This is a genomic window from Frateuria aurantia DSM 6220 (genome assembly GCF_000242255.2).
GTDB lineage: Bacteria > Pseudomonadota > Gammaproteobacteria > Xanthomonadales > Rhodanobacteraceae > Frateuria > Frateuria aurantia.
Genome location: NC_017033.1, coordinates 1558001 through 1570009 on the forward strand (window position 1 = coordinate 1558001; position 12009 = coordinate 1570009).

20 protein-coding genes are annotated in these 12009 nt (G+C 58.7%); 2 read left to right on the forward strand and 18 right to left on the reverse strand.

The genetic code is table 11. The features are described from left to right. Window positions 1-168: 168 nt before the first annotated feature. The 14 genes from FRAAU_RS07145 to FRAAU_RS07210 form a co-directional block, all read right to left on the reverse strand. Entirely contained in the window at window positions 169-477 is a 309-nt protein-coding gene (locus tag FRAAU_RS07145; protein WP_014402876.1) for a hypothetical protein, read from the reverse strand. Beyond that, on the reverse strand, window positions 474-842 hold the full coding sequence (locus tag FRAAU_RS07150) for a hypothetical protein (protein ID WP_041270440.1): 369 nt from the start codon (window positions 840-842) through the stop codon (window positions 474-476). The genes FRAAU_RS07145 and FRAAU_RS07150 overlap by 4 nt, the downstream gene beginning before the upstream one ends. After that, on the reverse strand, window positions 835-1113 hold the full coding sequence (locus FRAAU_RS07155) for a hypothetical protein (RefSeq protein ID WP_014402877.1): 279 nt from the start codon (window positions 1111-1113) through the stop codon (window positions 835-837). The genes FRAAU_RS07150 and FRAAU_RS07155 overlap by 8 nt, the downstream gene beginning before the upstream one ends. Beyond that, entirely contained in the window at window positions 1113-1442 is a 330-nt protein-coding gene (locus FRAAU_RS07160) for a hypothetical protein (RefSeq protein ID WP_014402878.1), read from the reverse strand. The genes FRAAU_RS07155 and FRAAU_RS07160 overlap by 1 nt, the downstream gene beginning before the upstream one ends. Next, the gene (locus FRAAU_RS07165) at window positions 1439-3022 is read right to left on the reverse strand and encodes a DNA cytosine methyltransferase (RefSeq protein ID WP_245546449.1); all 1584 of its coding nucleotides are present in this window, start codon (window positions 3020-3022) and stop codon (window positions 1439-1441) included. Before FRAAU_RS07165 ends, FRAAU_RS07160 begins: the two co-directional genes overlap by 4 nt. A gap of 68 nt (window positions 3023-3090) precedes the next feature. Continuing rightward, on the reverse strand, window positions 3091-3423 hold the full coding sequence (locus FRAAU_RS07170; RefSeq protein ID WP_014402880.1) for a hypothetical protein: 333 nt from the start codon (window positions 3421-3423) through the stop codon (window positions 3091-3093). 9 nt (window positions 3424-3432) lie between these two features. Further along, a complete protein-coding gene (locus tag FRAAU_RS07175) occupies window positions 3433-3660 on the reverse strand; it encodes a hypothetical protein (protein WP_014402881.1) in 228 nt (75 codons plus the stop codon). Window positions 3661-3662: 2 nt separating this feature from the next. After that, entirely contained in the window at window positions 3663-5417 is a 1755-nt protein-coding gene (locus FRAAU_RS07180; RefSeq protein WP_014402882.1) for a YqaJ viral recombinase family protein, read from the reverse strand. Further along, window positions 5414-6154 (reverse strand): phage recombination protein Bet, encoded by a 741-nt coding sequence (gene bet / locus FRAAU_RS07185; protein WP_014402883.1) that lies wholly within the window; start codon window positions 6152-6154, stop codon window positions 5414-5416. Before bet ends, FRAAU_RS07180 begins: the two co-directional genes overlap by 4 nt. Window positions 6155-6206: 52 nt before the next feature. Next, window positions 6207-6491 (reverse strand): hypothetical protein, encoded by a 285-nt coding sequence (locus tag FRAAU_RS07190; RefSeq protein ID WP_014402884.1) that lies wholly within the window; start codon window positions 6489-6491, stop codon window positions 6207-6209. Beyond that, window positions 6488-6682 carry a hypothetical protein gene (locus tag FRAAU_RS07195; RefSeq protein WP_014402885.1) on the reverse strand — a complete coding sequence of 65 codons (195 nt, stop codon included), beginning with the start codon at window positions 6680-6682 and terminating at the stop codon, window positions 6488-6490. Before FRAAU_RS07195 ends, FRAAU_RS07190 begins: the two co-directional genes overlap by 4 nt. A 208-nt stretch (window positions 6683-6890) precedes the next feature. Further along, entirely contained in the window at window positions 6891-7016 is a 126-nt protein-coding gene (locus FRAAU_RS17850; protein ID WP_014402887.1) for a hypothetical protein, read from the reverse strand. A gap of 47 nt (window positions 7017-7063) precedes the next feature. Beyond that, window positions 7064-7897 (reverse strand): DUF7666 domain-containing protein, encoded by an 834-nt coding sequence (locus FRAAU_RS07205; RefSeq protein ID WP_014402888.1) that lies wholly within the window; start codon window positions 7895-7897, stop codon window positions 7064-7066. A 165-nt stretch (window positions 7898-8062) separates the two neighbouring features. After that, window positions 8063-8569, reverse strand: coding sequence for a nucleoside triphosphate pyrophosphohydrolase family protein (locus FRAAU_RS07210; protein WP_217176265.1), 507 nt, complete (start codon window positions 8567-8569; stop codon window positions 8063-8065). A 290-nt stretch (window positions 8570-8859) separates the two neighbouring features. On the opposite strand from FRAAU_RS07210, the gene FRAAU_RS07215 reads away from it, so the two are divergent. Next, entirely contained in the window at window positions 8860-9096 is a 237-nt protein-coding gene (locus FRAAU_RS07215; protein WP_014402890.1) for a hypothetical protein, read from the forward strand. Window positions 9097-9123: 27 nt separating this feature from the next. On the opposite strand, the gene FRAAU_RS07220 is transcribed toward FRAAU_RS07215, so the two are convergent. The 4 genes from FRAAU_RS07220 to FRAAU_RS07235 form a co-directional block, all read right to left on the reverse strand. Continuing rightward, window positions 9124-9516 (reverse strand): hypothetical protein, encoded by a 393-nt coding sequence (locus FRAAU_RS07220; RefSeq protein ID WP_156803370.1) that lies wholly within the window; start codon window positions 9514-9516, stop codon window positions 9124-9126. A 446-nt stretch (window positions 9517-9962) separates the two neighbouring features. Further along, a complete protein-coding gene (locus FRAAU_RS07225; RefSeq protein ID WP_014402891.1) occupies window positions 9963-10715 on the reverse strand; it encodes a hypothetical protein in 753 nt (250 codons plus the stop codon). Continuing rightward, on the reverse strand, window positions 10715-11317 hold the full coding sequence (locus tag FRAAU_RS07230; protein ID WP_014402892.1) for a PH domain-containing protein: 603 nt from the start codon (window positions 11315-11317) through the stop codon (window positions 10715-10717). Before FRAAU_RS07230 ends, FRAAU_RS07225 begins: the two co-directional genes overlap by 1 nt. 25 nt (window positions 11318-11342) lie before the next feature. Beyond that, complete coding sequence (locus tag FRAAU_RS07235; RefSeq protein ID WP_245546450.1) at window positions 11343-11669, reverse strand: helix-turn-helix domain-containing protein; 327 nt, start codon at window positions 11667-11669, stop codon at window positions 11343-11345. A 101-nt stretch (window positions 11670-11770) separates the two neighbouring features. Here FRAAU_RS07235 and FRAAU_RS07240 point away from each other — a divergent pair, with 101 nt between their 5' ends. Next, window positions 11771-11992, forward strand: coding sequence for a hypothetical protein (locus FRAAU_RS07240; RefSeq protein ID WP_156803371.1), 222 nt, complete (start codon window positions 11771-11773; stop codon window positions 11990-11992). Window positions 11993-12009 lie beyond the last annotated feature (17 nt).

The window sequence follows — 12009 nt, forward strand, 5'->3', positions numbered from 1 at the left end:
CGGCAAATTGGGCCAGCATCCGAGATAGACGCCGCGCCTCTTCGCGGCCTACCTGCACACTTCTCGTCGGCCTGCAGGTGCTGCTACATACCAGCCAGCATCGGCCGCCGATCATCTGCAGCTCGATCGACTCGGTGCGGTCGTTTTTGAGTCGGATCGCATCGGCCATTACTCAATCACCTCGCGCACGTGGATGCATTCGATACATCCGTTATCAGCCCCTTGATCAGCTGACTCCTTGCTATCGCAGATATATATCTCGCCGTCAAAATACAGATTCACCCAAAACTCCCGCGGACTCACCTCCTCGCTGATGCGGTATTTATCACTTGCGTGAAGATGGTCATTTTTACCCCACGCGCACCATGAATCAGACATCCAGCACTGAACTTTCTTCCCATTCTTCATTCCCTGAGCCGCGGCAATAACGCCATCCCACCCAGTCACGGGCTCGCCCCATTTGATTCGGTCAGTCATGCCATGTCCTCATCGGTGATGGTGTGTTCCTGGATGTTTTTGATGGCACCGAACATCGCGGGCGGCAGTTCGGATAGCCAGGAACGCAGATGCTTGACCAGAGATTTGTGGTGCGGGTCGAGAAGTCCAGACTCGTAATCGTCTGCCAGAAAACCATGCTTCTCCTTCGCATGGTCGGCCATCGAAGAGATGACTTCCCATGAAAGGGTGCTTGCCGACAGGTGTTGGTATGGAGTGAACTGGCCAAACCTGATCACCGATCCAGCACTGAGATCGCCACCCGATGCATCTATGGCATCCCCTATGGTGTCGTACAGGAATGCGTCGTCTCCGGGACGCTCCCACTTGATTTGTGGATCACCCATCGTTCTGTTCCTCACATGCATTGCGCGTGGCCCACCCTACGGCTGCAGGTGGCATCGGCGCGATGGTGTAGATGGCCCGGATCGTGCCGGCGGCGGCCGGGCGAGCATCGGGCGGAAGTGTGTGCAGGCCGGCCAGCACCTGATTCAACATGATGCCGGCAGCGCGGGCCTGCTCGGCGGTGGATGCGACCTGGGCGAGTGAGCTGCACCAGGTTGGCGCGGCCGGCGTCGGTGTGGCCAGCGCGGCGGTCAGGAGTAGGACCGGGACCATCACCCCACCTCCGGCGCGTCAGGGATGGGCATGTAATGGCTGTAGTTGGTTGACACTATTTTGCCATTGGGTGACTTCCAGCATTCCTCGATGTCATCCCATCCCGCAATTGCTTTTGGATAGATGGCAGCCAGTGTTAGCTGACCTAGAATGACATTTCCAGCGGCCTTTTCTGACCCATCAATCGGCAGCCAGCGCGGGGCGTATTTGGCGTGGGCGGCTTTCCATGTCTGCCAGTTCAAATCAACCTCACGGCCCTCCAGAGCCATGTACCGCGCATGGTCCTCAAACTCATCTCGCAGTGCGATTACTTTCTGCTCAGTGCTCATGCGGCCATGGCCTCCATGTTGTGGGCCGGATCGAGGTTCGCCCGGGCGATGGCAGCCAGCGGTGGCGGGCTAACCGAATTTCCGCACATGCGCGTGCTGGCGCTGATGCTGAGGCGCCGGCCGTCAGCGGTGCGATCGATGATGTAATCCGCGGGAAACCCCTGGGCCCGGTAAAGCTCGGCCGGCTTGAGCATCCGCAGGCCGATATCCACGATGACGTAGGGCGTGCCCTTGATGGTTACAGTGACCAGGGCCAGCCGGTCGCGGGTGGTGACGGTGTCGAGCGGGTCGCGCAGATTTTCGCCGTGAGCCGTTCCGTAGTATTTGATCAGGAATGCCGCGACGCGCAGAGCTCCATCGGTCTGCTGCTGGCTGAGAGTGCATGTCACCAGTCGCTGCTGGCTTCCGCTCCCCACGATGGTCGGTGCCGGCTGTCGAAGGTCATTCCCGGCCCCGGTGTAGAAGCCGCCATTGGCCTGCTCGAGAAAAGCAGATACGACACCGAGAGCATGTGCAGCACCTGCCGGTCGGGCTGCACCGGCACCGCTGGTGATCGTGGGCACCGGCTCAGTAATCGCAACCCCGGCCCGGACATCGCCTCGGATCTTGATCAGGTGCGCCGATACGGCGGAGAAGTGCCCACCTTTGATGCCGCTGACCTGTGTCCGCAGTGGCTCATCAGCTGCAAATACTCGCTGGCTGCTGCCGTTGGCATGTTCGGTGAGGAATGCTGCTGCTGGGCCCGGAACAATGAACGGCTCATCTGTATCCAGCACGAATTTGTGGATGCCCTTGGCGATGCGCCGGCAGGTGGCATCTGCCAGAGGCCTTGCCCGCTCGAATATCGACGGGCAGGGTATCGACCAATCGATGCAGTCGGCGGCGGTGACGAGCGGCTGTAGGCCGAGACCGCGGCCATGGGTCTGTGCTGGCCAGACAATGGGCAGCCCATCCCGGCGCGCGATGAGAAAAAGTCGCTCCCGGCTGGTGCCGGCACCGTAGTCGCTAGCGATCAGGAGCCTGTGCTTGACCTGGTATCCCATGCCGCGCAGCTCATGAAGGAAGCGCGCCCAGGTCTGACCGGCTCGGCGCTTGTCGGGGACCAGGAATTGCTGGTCGACCGGGACACGCTCACCACGGAGGGCGACAGTGCCGTCCAGTTTCACAACGCGTCCGGTCGCCGGATCGCGCTTGGCAATCAGCGGACCCCAGCTGCGGATTTGTCGGACGTTCTCCAGCGAAATGATCCGCGGCGCACGCCCGGCACGCGCCAGGGCTCCGGCCCACTTCAGCACAACCCACGATAGCGACCGGGTGGCCCGGCTTCGCGGTTGGCCGCCCTTTGCCTGGCTGAAATGGGTGCAGTCCGGGCTGGCATGGAACCAGCCGACCGGGCGGCCGGCGACTTCTCGCACTGGATCGGTCTGCCAGACATCCTCGCGGTGATGAACGGTAAACGGGTGGTTTGCAGCATGCATGCCGATGGCGTCGGCATCATGGTTGATGGCGATATCCGGATCCCGCCCCAGCGCCTGCCGCAGGGCCTCACTGGCTCCGCCACCGCCGGCAAACAGGTCCACGATGATTTCTCCCGGGTGTAAGCGGCTGAGTCCGGAGGTGCGCGGGAAGTTGAAAGTAGGCTGTGCGCTCACGCCACCTCCCTCCGCTCAACCCTGGCCCGAGGCTTCGGAGGAACCCGAATAAACCCCATCCAATGCTCCAGATCTGCCATTGCCACGGCGAAGATGGAATGCTCTGGATGGCACTCGCCAGTGCCCGACGCATTACCCTGGTAGACCCCGACAAGTCGGCTGGAGTGCGTGACCAGAAACCCGTCATATCCGGCCTCGTGGTGCGTGACGAACGCAACGCCGCCGGTCTCGCCGATGTACACCGCGATCCGACCATGCTCCAGCGCGTTCTCGCTGATCTCTTTCGCTATGGCATCACTGCCACGGCTGATGTTTCCGAGTGATTTCATGCTTCGTCCTCAGGAGGCCATTTTCTCGGCCACTGTTTCGGGCAGATCCGGGAAGGTGCCCCACGGTTTGGAAAACTCAGGGGCCCATGGTGAATCGTGGCCGCAGGCCATCTTTCCGCAGCGCATACGTGGCTCGCCGTCTCGGACAAGCACTCGCATACGGCCGGATCGCCAGTCGAACCAGCCGTCGAGCGGCTGGAACATGTCGATGGTTGGAAGGGAGTTGTCGGCGGCCATGGTCAGGCCGCCTTACGCTCGGTGAGGCCGAGGCCGACATCCTTGATCCGAGCCATCATGGCCCGCAGCATGTCGAGCACCTGGTCCTCGCGGTACAGCTTGGCTGCACGATCGGTGCCGGCCGGGTTGAACCCGAGCTGGGCCAGTCCGTCTGCAGTGATCGAAAGCGGTGCGATCAAGGCGCTGATGTCGCCCAGCTTGATGGTCTTGGCAGGGCCTGCCGGTTGGGCGACTTTTTCGGCCTTGGCTGGGATCTCGTCCGTTGATGCCGCAAAGTGGCTCTGCGCCTGAGGTGCGGACTGGACGACTTTTGCAGATGCCGGCGGAGTCTCGTCCACCACCTTGGCCGCATCCTGCTCGCGGGACAGCTTCTCGGCTTCTTCCTTGCGGATCTGCTCGCGCTGCCGCTCCAGTCGCTCAGTCTCCTGCCGTTCGAACTCGCCGATACGAGCCGCGACCAAGTTGCGGAGATCTTCAGGCGACTTGGTTTGTGCCAGCATCACCCGATCGGCAAACAGTGACTGGTGCTGATGTTGATTTTTCAGGATGCTGACGTTGGCGCGGATGGTCTCGGCCCGCTGGCTCGCAGCGATCTTGATGTCGGCCACGGCCGTACTGACTGCGTCCCGCATGCTGCTGATCGATCGCTTGCCTTTGATCGATGCGCCGATGCCCGCCAGGGTGGCCTGGTCCGGCCGCGGCGCAAATTCACCGAGGCTCACAACCAACTGCTCGTAGTGGGCCCTGGCTGCACGGATGCCGGCGTCGACGATCTCCTGTCGGATGCTGATGTCGCGAGCCTTGACGCATTTTTCCAGATCAAGACGGATACGGCGGGCCTCTTCCTTCAGCTCATCCATCGCCCGGAAAACCGCCTCGACCGGCGCGGCATCGGCGAGCGCTGCAGACTTCACCGATTCCAGACGGTCTTCCACGCCCTTCGCCCAGGTGATCGTCTTCCTGGCATCGGCGAAATCTTCATCAGTCTGCAGATCCCGGTTGATACCGCCGAACACAGCCATGGCATGAGTCTTGAACGCATCCAGATTCGATGCGGTGACCATGCCGCTGACAGCCACATGCAGGGCAGGGAGCTGATCCGGAGCCTTGCCGACCGGCGCCGGCGCCACTTCCTGCTCCGGCTGATAAGCGGAAATGTCCTGCTCGAGCTGGGCCCAGCCGGCAACAATGCGCGCACGCAGTGCGGGATCTGAGAGATACCAGCAACCACGGCTATCGGACTGGATGTCTCCATCCCATGATGTCGCCATAAACAGAGCCCTGTCTGCGCCGGATACCATCATCTGCTGCTCTAGCTGGGCGCAGTAGATCTCCGGAAGCACGACCTCATCGCCATGAAGCGGGATATGGCCATCAGCGACATGCTTGCGCGGAATCGCTGATCGCAATGCCATGTTGAGCGTTTTGTGCTCCCAGATGGCATCTTCCATCATCGTCAGGCCGTCGAAGCTGGCTGAAAGACGGCCCTCGGTGCCGACGCAGGGGAACAGATCTTCGCCAATGACTTGTTCGGCCAGAGGCCTGCACAGCGCCTCAATGCGATGGCCTTCATCAAAGATGCGTTGCAACTGCGGGGTAATCTCGCGCTCGATACCAGTAGCCAAGCGCTTGATCAGCTCGCTGCGCGACTCATAGGGCGACAGTCCGAGCATGGCTGGTGCATCACTGGCATTGAAATGCGCAGAGCGGTGGGCATGCCATTCCGGCGTGCCCTGGGTGAGCTTTACGATCTTCATTCGACTACCTCCACCTCGGTGGTTTCGAGGTCACGGATGGCGCCCAGCTGACCGGGCGTCAGGGTGTATTTGGTATGGACCATGGCGATGATCTCGTCGGCAGTTTTGCGACCACTCTGGATGCGCTCGGACCAGGTGCCAAAGTTCTTGTTGAACTCGTCATCCGAGTAGGGCGGAAGCTCCTGTGCAATCCGCTCAGCCCGCTGCGTGGCGCTATCGGCCTGCGATACCGTGATCCGCTCTGCCTCATCGTGGTCATAGATCCCAACGAATCCGAAAGCGATACGCGAGCACTGGATCATGGCCTTGTGGCGTAGCATCCGGCGCGGGTGGGACTGCCAGGGGCCTGCGTTGTTTCGCTTGCACTCGGCCATCCACTCGGTGACGCGAATCGGGTGCGATCGATCCTTGCGGTAGATGATGCAGGTGCAGCTCTGGTCATCCTGTTCAAAGTTGATGCCATCGAACTGGGCGTGACCGTTGATGATCCGCGACCATCCATCGACGCCAACCACCGGAACGATGCCGCCCTTGTCCGGGAAGGCATAGATCTCTTTCGTCCAGGGATTGAGGCCGTACTGGTTGGCAACCATGAGAAGGGCCGCCATCTGCTCGTCGGTCACGTTGCCCTTGAACGCGGTGGACTTGAGCGTTTCGACCAGATCCTTGGAATCAACATTCAGCAGGCCGAGATTCTTGGCCAGGCCATCGACCTGGGTGGTGACGAGTGCGGACATAACAACTCCTGCCGGCCTGCGCCAGCACAATCAAAAGGGAAGGGGATTTGAATTAGTGGAAGCCGCGGGGCGGCTCTTGGTAATTTCGTTCGGCTCGTCCGTAAGCCCATGACCAAAGCAGCGCTTCGATCTCTCGCCAGTCCTTGGTGGCCACAGCCTTGGCCATGGCCTCACAGTCGTTGGGGCGGTCGAGTAGGGTGGCGAGAAACTCCTCGGCCACCTCAGGATCTGCTACGGACCGGATTGCTTCGCGCTCGATGATCGATTCACGATCAGCTGCAGCATCGCCGGCGTGGTCGCATTGCCAGCCGGGAGGATCGGGGAGGTATAGGGTCATTCCTCCACCCCGTCATAATCGTCATCGACTTCCATCCAAGCCGAGTCGTCCTCGGCCTGGTTATCTGGATTTCCGGGATGGGTGCAGCTACCGCATGGCGGGGTCAAGTGGCACGAGCAATTGCCCCCGTCAAATTCGGAATCAAAATCGGCTCGCTCGGCTTCAGCCTCAGGCGTCAGTACACGCTTCATGCCGCCATCTCCTGCCTCGACCCAGCATCATGCGCATCAGCCATCTCCGTCAGGCCTGCGATCAACTCGCGGATGCTACTCATCGGAATGCATATGGACACAGCCATGTCGCAAGTGGTCCGATCAAACACAATCGCAGCCCGGCTAAATGCCGTCTCACCCCGGTAATGGATGTAGGTGGTCAAATTGCTCTCGCTGCCTATGACCTTCATGCCACACCCCCGGCGATCAGTGGCCACTTCGGATGGATGGCCAGCATCAGGCCAAGGTCCGTCTGATTGAACCGGCCGAACCAGCGGCAGGCCGCCTTGCAGCGCTTCGTGTTGGATTTCATGACTTTCTCCAGGCACAAAAAAAGCCGGATGGCCGGCTGTTGGTTGATTAGATTTCGACGGGCCTGCCGTCTTTCAGTGAGTACCAGACATTCGGCTTGATGCCATCCTTGCCGACAACGCCTGCCCATACGTCGATGATTTCGTGGTCCTCGTTGCGCTCAACGAGGAATAGGGCATTTCCGTCTGTGCCCATGACTTTCCCCTCATAACCCGAGGCCATGGCTGCTCCCCAGTCGCCGGTCGAGCTGGCTGCGCCCCAGTCGCCGGTCGAGCTGGCTGCGCCGTAGTCGCCGGTCGAGCTGGCTGCGCCGTAGTCGCCGGTCGAGCTGGCTGCGCCCCGGTTGCCGGTCGAGCTGGCTGCGCCCCGGTTGCCGGTCGAGCTGGCTGCGCCGTAGTCGCCGGTCGAGCTGGCTGCGCCGTAGTCGCCGGTCGAGCTGGCTGCGCCCTGGTAGCCGGTCGAGCTGGCTGCGCCGTAGTCGCCGGTCGAGCTGGCTGCGCCCCAGTCGCCGGTCGAGCTGGCTGCGCCGCGCTCATCCTTGGACTGATCGCCATCCGCTTTCTTTGCCCGACTGAACGTAAAATCGATGGCCGCCTTGATGATGCCCGGCAATCCGATTTCAGCCTTGATTCCAATCTTCTCGCAGGCCAGCTTGTCGCTTTCCCGATCCACCTTCCCGGATGCCTCGATTACTGCGAAGCGTGCACCTGCGGGCGGGTAGTATCCAAACACATCGAGCGGATACTCGCAGCAGTGGAAGCCTTCGTTGCAGGCCTTCACCTCGCCTTCGTGGACATACTCCTTGCCGACCTCATACTGAAAATCTCGGCACTTGAGATCCTTGTCAAAGCCCTTGTAAGCCACGATCACTTCGTTTGCCATGAACTTTCCTCAAAAAAAAGCCAGCTCATGGCCGGCTTGAAAGTGGTAGATACGGCATGTGCCGCACCGATAGAGAATGAGTGGCTGGGTATTGCGCCGGCCTCGCACGGCTCAACGCCATCCAGTGGCGGGGTATTGCCGGCCTATCAGTGGCCGGGTCTTAAATCAAATCGACTTACCGCCAGGCAGCGCCCGATTTGCAGGCAGATGATCGGCCCGCGTGGCGTTGTAGCGAATCTTCTCCATGGCCGCGCCGAACACGTCGAGGTGAAGGGCCCCAGCCAGATCGAGGATCCGGATCACCGCATCGGCCATCTCGACTTCCATACCCTTGCGCTCAGGCAGATGGTCGTCCATCAGATCCTTGCGGAACGCCTCCAGCGCCTCGCTGACTTCGGAATGCACAAGGGCCAGCTTGCCGGCGATGAAGTGCTTCCTTGCATCGGGATCGCGCCACGCCAAACTGTTCCACCAGCCGCCATCGACGGCCGCGCCGTGGCATAGCGACTGAAATGCCTGCAGAGACGACAGGCTCAAGCTGTGTGCTTGCATATTTGCGCTCCTCTGCGCGTTGAATTGTGATGGGGTCTGTCGGCCCGCTACGGCCACATTTTTCACCAACAAGGAAGTCCGAGTGTTCAGCGCCTCGGTCAGCGCAACCTCAAATCCCATCACAATGGCCCCTGCTACCAAGGGCCAAAGTCTCTGCCGATCCGTCACTTGGCTGAACATCCCTCAGATGCTTTGACCCGCCGTGACCGGCAGCTATTCGGTTGTGGAAGATCCCAGGCCGTGGGTCAGCGTTTCGCTGCGGCGCGGGTTGACTATACGAAACGCATACCAACGAGGCAATGCGAAACGCATAATTTATGGATGCGAATCGCATACTGTTCAGCGTCCATTTATCTAAATCTCACCCCGTGAGACGCGCACAGGCCATCATTTCCCCACCAGGAGGAAACATGGCCAAAGAGACGATTTACGTGGTGCAGACGTGGGTGGCGGGGAAACGCGGGCAGTTGATCGCCGATCCGCCGATACCGATGACGGCAGAGGATGCGGCTGTGCGCCGGGCCTACAGGCTGGAGGAGGATAAGGCCGCGGTCATGGTCTTTGCTCAGACGGCGGACTCAGAGACGGGCGACTATGATGATCCAAGGATCATCCTGCGGCTGGGGGAGGAGGTGGAGATGGGGTAGGGCATGAAAAACCCCGCCGGAGCGGGGTTAGTGATTTATCTTGGCCTGTACCGCGGGCTGCATGCCCGTTGTTGGCTGAGCGTATGCTGGAACTTGAATGATGATGGGGGCAGCTTGGGTCGCTGAGAGCGTCGATGGCGGCTTCCACAGGGTATTCATAGCAACCACCACTGCGACGAGTGTGCCAATGATTGTTAGCACCGTCGCAAGCATCCACCCCTTGATATCACTGCGCACACCTTCGATGTCTGCCTTGGTGGCCAAGGTAGGCAAGATGGTGTCTAGCCGTGTTTCAAGGGTGGTAAGGCGCTGTTCCATACCTCCATCATGTGTTCCACCACCGCCATTTGCAAGTGCTGGGCCAATAGCTGCCGCTTGCAGCGGATCCATGGCGCCAGGAAGGTAAGTTACCTTAGGCATCGTCGGCGGCCTTCTTTTCTGGGTTTCTCCTTACCCACTGCGACACGACGAATAGGTCATGGCTCCTGATATATCCGCAATTACCACATCCAAGAGATATTATTGCCCTTCCTGCTACGCTCCCACCCAGTCGCTCTACCATCCCACTATCTGGTCTTGGATTTTCTGCGAAAGGGATCATTGTGAATAGCCCAAATCTATTTTCTGTTCCGATATAGAACCATGCTGACTCGCCGCAGCACGAGCAATTAGGGCTTAATGTTTTTTCTCCAAGAAATCTTCTGAAATCTTCCTCAGTTACAGATGTAACTGGCGGTGATAGTATTCTCGATTTACCATCGTTCATTCATTTGCCTTGACTGAGTTGCAATATATAAGTGAAATATCGATTCTTTTTTTGGATTGCACACCTCACTCCGCCAGCATCAGGCACTCGGACCAGCGATTCACTTCGGTACAGCCTTTAATAGGGGCTTTAGGCTGTTTGCATTGGCCTTACCCCAGGCTATCAGTGCGGCCTGCAGGCGGTCAGACATGTTGTTCATGTCTGCGATGCATGACTTATCGTCTCCATGTCGACATAACGTGTTCTTCGGCTCTAGCTCGTCAAACTGGATAGCCATTTCAGTTTGGATGATTCTTTCCAAGTTGATTGGTCCATGAAGGAAGGCGTCCATTGCGATCTTTGCAAGTTCAGTAATCACTTCATCTTGCTGGACACAGGACCCCATCTCGACGAACTCGACGCCCTTGCCGTGAACGATGCAAGCCATATCGATGCGGTCACCCGGTTTTGCCATCTCAAGGAACTTCGAGTCTCGGACGCTAATATATGCAGTTACCATCTGCATTTTAATGATAAAATCATCATCACTAAATTTTTCAGCTCCTCCAAAGTATCCATTCACAAAAGTGTACTTGTTTCGGTACTTGGCATCAGCGCCAATTGGATTCTGCATAAATTCAGTGGCGATAGTTAAATCGCGCGTGCTAGGAATGACTAGTTTTCGCCATAGTTCGGCATGTTCGCTTTTGCCACCATGGACAAAAGTCAGAAGATCGTTAGAGAAAAAAATCCTTAAGAAGCGCTGCTGTACTGCGTCTGGATGTATGGCCTCATCAATAGTCGCCGACCGTGCATTGGAAATAGTTGCAAAAAAGGCAAGCGCTGAAATAAATACAAGCGCGACGAGCCTCATCAGAGCTCGCCTATCACACGCGCCTTGATCGTCTCGTACTCCGAGTCGCTGATCAGACCCTGGTCGAGCATCTCCTTGGCGTTCTTTAGTCGTGCCGCGGGATCGGGATCGGTCGCCGGTTGGCTTGATCCAAATCCACCCTGAAATCCACCAGATTTCGCCCGCATCTCTTCCAGCTCACGATGCCGGCGCTTCTCGCGCCAGGACTGCTCCTGAGCCTGGGCCATTCGGTAAACCTCTTGGGCCTCAGCCTTCCTCAGCCCATCGATGCGGTATGTGACCACAACACCGCCGCTTGCCAGATCGGGCTGAGTGAGATGCCGGATGATGACTGAGCTGCTGAAAATTCCGACCCGGATATTGGCATCTTTCACGTCCTGCCAGCGGATGTCAGTTGGCGTAAAGCCACCGAAAAGCCCGCGCGTCATACCGATAATACGACCAGTGGTCGCTGCCAAAAGAGCTCTTCGATGGGTGATCGCAAATATGCGCCTCTGGACAGTAGATGCCCTTACGGACTCACCCGGGACCAGCATGGATGTGATGTACGAGAAGGCCTTGGCCGGTACGCCCTCAAGGCCAAGGGTAGAGTCTGTGCGCATTACCTTTCCCCAATAAGCGGCCGGTCTAGGGCCGCATGCTCCTGATCATTGCCAGAATCGCCTGCTGCTGGGCTTCAGATAGGCCTCTCATTTCACGTGCTACAGATGCCGCAATTGGCTCCTCTACGAGCTCTGCATTGCCTGCCATAGCATCCAAATCGGTCTCCAGCACATCCAGGAGCGCCCTCAGTTCGTCCACTTTCCACCTCGATCCGCGACTGCCATTGAACCATGCGGCCACCGTCTGATACGCAACAGCGATACCGCGAGTGTTGAGCGCGTCCGTGATCTGCTCGATTGAAAGATTTAGGGCTTCCCGCCGAGCGCGGAGATTAGCAATGAACTGACTCAAATCCTGAGACTCCATATGGATGTTGTCAGGGTATCGCGAGCACTTGCGCGCAAAGTATGCGAATCGTATAGTTGCAACATATGCGAAACGAATACCTGCCCATGACCGAAAAAGAAGAGCTTTCCGCTTACGTCCGTGATGCGGGCGGCATCTCGTCTGCTGCGCGCAAGCTTGATATTCCATACCAGACACTCGCCGCGGTGATGAATGGCAATCGAGGCATCGGACGGTCCCTGGCCAGCCGAATGGAAAAGGGTTCTGGTGGCGTCCTGAAGGCTTCGCGCCTTATTTGGATTGCCGCTGAGAAAAAGGAGGCTGCATGAACGCCTCTCAGCGTCAG

What these genes read in the sequence shown, in the direction of transcription:
- FRAAU_RS07145 (WP_014402876.1), bottom strand. Translation starts at nt 477, where the DNA reads ATGACTGACCGAATCAAATGGGGCGAGCCCGTGACTGGGTGGGATGGC.
- FRAAU_RS07150 (WP_041270440.1), bottom strand. Translation starts at nt 842, where the DNA reads ATGGGTGATCCACAAATCAAGTGGGAGCGTCCCGGAGACGACGCATTC.
- FRAAU_RS07155 (WP_014402877.1), bottom strand. Translation starts at nt 1,113, where the DNA reads ATGGTCCCGGTCCTACTCCTGACCGCCGCGCTGGCCACACCGACGCCG.
- FRAAU_RS07160 (WP_014402878.1), bottom strand. Translation starts at nt 1,442, where the DNA reads ATGAGCACTGAGCAGAAAGTAATCGCACTGCGAGATGAGTTTGAGGAC.
- FRAAU_RS07170 (WP_014402880.1), bottom strand. Translation starts at nt 3,423, where the DNA reads ATGAAATCACTCGGAAACATCAGCCGTGGCAGTGATGCCATAGCGAAA.
- FRAAU_RS07175 (WP_014402881.1), bottom strand. Translation starts at nt 3,660, where the DNA reads ATGGCCGCCGACAACTCCCTTCCAACCATCGACATGTTCCAGCCGCTC.
- FRAAU_RS07180 (WP_014402882.1), bottom strand. Translation starts at nt 5,417, where the DNA reads ATGAAGATCGTAAAGCTCACCCAGGGCACGCCGGAATGGCATGCCCAC.
- bet (WP_014402883.1), bottom strand. Translation starts at nt 6,154, where the DNA reads ATGTCCGCACTCGTCACCACCCAGGTCGATGGCCTGGCCAAGAATCTC.
- FRAAU_RS07190 (WP_014402884.1), bottom strand. Translation starts at nt 6,491, where the DNA reads ATGACCCTATACCTCCCCGATCCTCCCGGCTGGCAATGCGACCACGCC.
- FRAAU_RS07195 (WP_014402885.1), bottom strand. Translation starts at nt 6,682, where the DNA reads ATGAAGCGTGTACTGACGCCTGAGGCTGAAGCCGAGCGAGCCGATTTT.
- FRAAU_RS17850 (WP_014402887.1), bottom strand. Translation starts at nt 7,016, where the DNA reads ATGAAATCCAACACGAAGCGCTGCAAGGCGGCCTGCCGCTGGTTCGGC.
- FRAAU_RS07205 (WP_014402888.1), bottom strand. Translation starts at nt 7,897, where the DNA reads ATGGCAAACGAAGTGATCGTGGCTTACAAGGGCTTTGACAAGGATCTC.
- FRAAU_RS07210 (WP_217176265.1), bottom strand. Translation starts at nt 8,569, where the DNA reads ATGGGATTTGAGGTTGCGCTGACCGAGGCGCTGAACACTCGGACTTCC.
- FRAAU_RS07215 (WP_014402890.1), top strand. Translation starts at nt 8,860, where the DNA reads ATGGCCAAAGAGACGATTTACGTGGTGCAGACGTGGGTGGCGGGGAAA.
- FRAAU_RS07220 (WP_156803370.1), bottom strand. Translation starts at nt 9,516, where the DNA reads ATGCCTAAGGTAACTTACCTTCCTGGCGCCATGGATCCGCTGCAAGCG.
- FRAAU_RS07225 (WP_014402891.1), bottom strand. Translation starts at nt 10,715, where the DNA reads ATGAGGCTCGTCGCGCTTGTATTTATTTCAGCGCTTGCCTTTTTTGCA.
- FRAAU_RS07230 (WP_014402892.1), bottom strand. Translation starts at nt 11,317, where the DNA reads ATGCGCACAGACTCTACCCTTGGCCTTGAGGGCGTACCGGCCAAGGCC.
- FRAAU_RS07240 (WP_156803371.1), top strand. Translation starts at nt 11,771, where the DNA reads ATGACCGAAAAAGAAGAGCTTTCCGCTTACGTCCGTGATGCGGGCGGC.